Genomic DNA, 3630 nt, shown 5'->3' with positions numbered 1-3630 from the left:
CTTCGAGCCATTTCTTTTTTTCCAGCTCCGGGGCGATGGCAGTGATTTGGGTGGGTTCGCCGACGAGGAGCAGGAGGCGGACTTTGTGGCGCCAGAGGGGGCCGTATTGGAAGCGCAGGTGCTCGCGCAGCTCGTTCGATGACCGGTCCTCTACCGAATCGGGCTCGACTTTATTGAGCGTCGGCTGCGGGTTGATGTCCGTCTGATACTTTCGGTAGGCCGAACGCCCCAAGACATTGCCTAGAAAATGGAAACCACCCAGGAACAACACCAATATCAAGGCTATTGCGGATATGCCCAGCAACCCGAGCGCCTGATGGTCGCTGCCAGCCTGAATGCCCAGCCATTGGGGGTAACGCCACACCATGGCGCCCATGATCGCGTTGATCAGCAACAGACCACTGGCCACCGCCCACACGACTATGAAACTTCGCAGCTGCATTCGAATGTCCTATTCCGATAATGAAGGCGCAGGCGTCAACGCCATGCTCCAAAGCCTGGCGTCAGCGCAACCGTTGCCGCTAAAAATAAACTGCGGCCCCGCGCCAACCTGGATAGCTTGCGTCGCCGCGACAATCGCCAGCCATGGCGAGGCTTTGCCTGGGTTTCCCAGCACTCCGTCCAAATCACGAAGCCCTTGTTCATGCTGCATCGGTATCGATAGTTGGGTTGAAACGCTGGTCAGGGCTGCATGACGTTGTGCATTCACACCTGCTAGCCAGACATGCCGGATCGACTCAGCCTCCAACGGTACCCAGGCAAGCGCCTGCGTCGCGGCATCACGCAACGCGTCGGGACACGGTCGCCGCTCCTGTTCCGGGCGATGAAGAAACGCAATCGGCGCCAAGGGGGGGTGCGTCTGGGGATTGCCCAGGAGCAAACCGGCGACCACTTCCGCCGTGCCTTCAGGCTGTTGCGGCGCGAACTGCAACGCGATGACCAGCAGCACGGCCCGATCATCGAAGCGCTGATCGAGCCAATGGTCCAGCGCATCCAAACCATCGCCTTCGAGGGAGACCGGCACCTGGCGGATGGCGGACGCTTGCCATGCCTGCTCCCATGTCCGATCCCACACTGGGCCCGACAAGCCGCTATCGCCCTCCAGCAATAACGCCAGCGGTGTATGGGCAGGCAGTTGCGCCAAGGTGGGGGCCAGCTCGCCAAGCAACTGTTGCAACGTACGCAGCAACGCCGGTTCGAGCTCTTCAGTCGCATCGCCCGGTAGACGGCTGTGGCATGACGACGACGAGGCGAGCCTCGAAGGTTGCACCCTCTGCACCTTGATGCCGCTCTGCAAAGCCTCCAGTTGTACGGCCGGTTCTTCGCCTGGGACGCGCAGGGCGGTGTGCAGGTCGACATTCAACACCCGCAGAAAACGGCGTCCTTGACGGGTTTTCTGGAACAAATCCTCTTCGCGTGCCTGATCCCAACCATCGGCCACCGCTCGCTCACCGAGATACAGCAACGCCCGCCCGAACCCCAGGGCACACCACCCCAGGAAGGGCACGCCCAAGGTCAGGCTCCAGAAAACCTCAGGCCTCTGGTGTAACGCTTCGGGAGCGAACGACAACATGCCCCCAGCGCCCAACAGCAAACAAAACGCCAATAACCCGAGCCACCGCCAGGCGCGGGGTCGCACAGGCCTGGGCGCCAAGGCCGGGATGTCATCCATTCGCACCGGCATGATCAACGTGCCCTCGCGCCAGGCATCGACGAAATCAGTGCACAGCCACAGGCGCAACGATGACCGTCAAAAGCCACCGGCACGCCATTGTCCTTGAACGTAGGGTGGCCTTCGGCGATGACCGTCCGGCCATGACCTGGAATCGGGCAGTCCACTGGATCGCCTTCCCGAGCGACCCCGATATTGCCGAATTTCATGACGGTTGAGCCCGACTGGACGGAACCACCTCCGGTTGTTTTGTCGCCGATGCGGATGATATTTTTCATGCCGTTTTCCTTGTTCAAAAACGCCCGTCCATGGGCAAAGTTCGGCACAGTCCAATTGACTGATGCCTTTTAGGTCTCAACCACAAACAGCGTTTGCTAGGTCATCCGTAAAATATCCAATCCACCTTTTCTGGGCCGACTGTCACCCGGTCAGGGAGCAGGAATCGGTACTCACGATGACGCACGTTCAGCGTCGGCAGGGCCTGGCCCTCTTCGAAGCGGCGGATGACGGCGTACCCGGCGGCGATCCAGTAGCCGGTTTGCGTACAGGCCTGGCCGCTTTGGCAGGTTGTCGAGGGTTGCTCGGCCTTGATGAAGGCGGGTGAATCGGGTGTGGGTTTACCGGTGGCGGGTTCGAGACCCTTGGCCTCGGCCAGTTCGCGGATCAGCGCCTCGCTGGGTTTTTGCGGCGGGACGTTGGCCAGGCGGGCTTCGAGCCATTGGAGTTTGCCGTCCCACTCGGGCAGTTCGGCCGGTGGCAAGGGGAGGATTTCGTTGATTTCGGGGACGGTGGGGTTGGCGTAGGAATATCTTGCGAGGATTCGCCAGATAGTTTTGTAGCGTTCGGCGCGTTCGAGGTCTTCCTGTTGGCCAAGGTAGTACAGCCCATCAGTAATGGACGGTGCACGAAATGCTTTTTCCAAACGCCCCGCAGCGTTCTCGTTACCAGCGGCAATACCCATCTGGAAGACCTCGAGCGCCTCTTGGTAGAGGCCCTTTCCCTGAAGGTCGATACCAAGAGCGACGGAGGCTTTGCCATGACCCTGTTCGGCCGCGCAGCGGCGCATCTGCCGCGCTATATCTGGCGCAATTCTGATAGGTGCCAACTTGTCGCCAACAAGATACTGAGCCTGGGCGTTGCCTTGATCGGATGCCTTACGGAAGTAACGCAACGACATCTCGGGGTCCTGATACAGCCCCGCCGAGCCCTGTTGCAGGAAGATCCCGACGAAGTAGTAACCCGTCGCCACGCCTGCTTCGATCAATTGTTGGCTCATACGCAAATGCTGGGCGCCACTGAGCTCGAAACGACCGCGCATGGCGCCGTTCTGTAGGTTGATATTGGCTTTGAAATGGCCGTTCTCGGCGGCGATGCGATACAGCCGCTCGATCTCTAGATCAACGGTATTGTCCTGCTTGAGCTGGTTGTTCTTTTGCAACCAGCGCGCGTACTGAAACAGCACATCACTTTCGGCGGACGGCGCAGGGATCGTTTCGTGTTGGCAGGTAAAGGCCAGCTTGGCCTTGATCTCGGTTAAAGGCTTCACGGAAGGGTCCTTCTTGGGAAAATTAAAAGTGCCACCGGTATCGCAAGCGGCCAACAACAGGCAGGACAGCAGAAGAGTCCGGCGCATCAGTCGAGGTCCTTCAGCACGACTTTGTCGTAATAAAACTCAACGAGTGAAGTATCAGGCGTTAATTCGTTCGTTTGACGGTCTTTGTTCTTGTCGATGATGTCCTGCCAAGCGTTAAACGCCTCCTCCGCATCATCCTGCGCCCCCTTCTCACCCGTATGCAGATCCCACAACCGCCGCCGCAACGCCTGGGTCACGCTCATCCACTCATGGGCAATGTTCAGTTCGCTGTCCACCTGCATGCTGCGGGTGTTGATATTGGCCGAGCCCAGGGTGGTGAACACGTCGTTGATGATCATCAACTTGGAGTGGATGTACACCGGCA

General features: G+C 59.3%; 4 protein-coding genes and 1 pseudogene. All 5 read right to left on the bottom strand.

Annotated elements, in window-relative coordinates:
- A pseudogene (locus AACY42_RS28110) lies at positions 1–442 on the bottom strand (ImcF-related family protein); the annotation flags it as partial.
- A gap of 9 nt (positions 443–451) precedes the next feature.
- Positions 452–1507 carry a hypothetical protein gene (locus AACY42_RS28105; protein ID WP_339483761.1) on the bottom strand — a complete coding sequence of 352 codons (1056 nt, stop codon included), beginning with the start codon at positions 1505–1507 and terminating at the stop codon, positions 452–454.
- 179 nt (positions 1508–1686) lie between these two features.
- Complete coding sequence (locus AACY42_RS28100) at positions 1687–1968, bottom strand: PAAR domain-containing protein (RefSeq protein ID WP_339483760.1); 282 nt, start codon at positions 1966–1968, stop codon at positions 1687–1689.
- A gap of 83 nt (positions 1969–2051) precedes the next feature.
- A complete protein-coding gene (locus tag AACY42_RS28095; RefSeq protein WP_339483759.1) occupies positions 2052–3305 on the bottom strand; it encodes an SEL1-like repeat protein in 1254 nt (417 codons plus the stop codon).
- On the bottom strand, positions 3305–3630 hold a 326-nt coding region (locus AACY42_RS28090), incomplete at its 5' end, for a phospholipase D-like domain-containing protein (RefSeq protein WP_339483758.1). The genes AACY42_RS28090 and AACY42_RS28095, both read right to left, overlap by 1 nt.

It is taken from the genome of Pseudomonas sp. RL_5y_Pfl2_73, from assembly GCF_963970515.1.
Taxonomy (GTDB): Bacteria; Pseudomonadota; Gammaproteobacteria; order Pseudomonadales; family Pseudomonadaceae; genus Aquipseudomonas.
This window is presented reverse-complemented; position numbering and strand designations above follow the sequence as displayed.

Bases quoted from the DNA above. Each gene is read 5' to 3' on its own strand.
- AACY42_RS28095 (WP_339483759.1), bottom strand. From the start codon at position 3,305: ATGCGCCGGACTCTTCTGCTGTCCTGCCTGTTGTTGGCCGCTTGCGAT.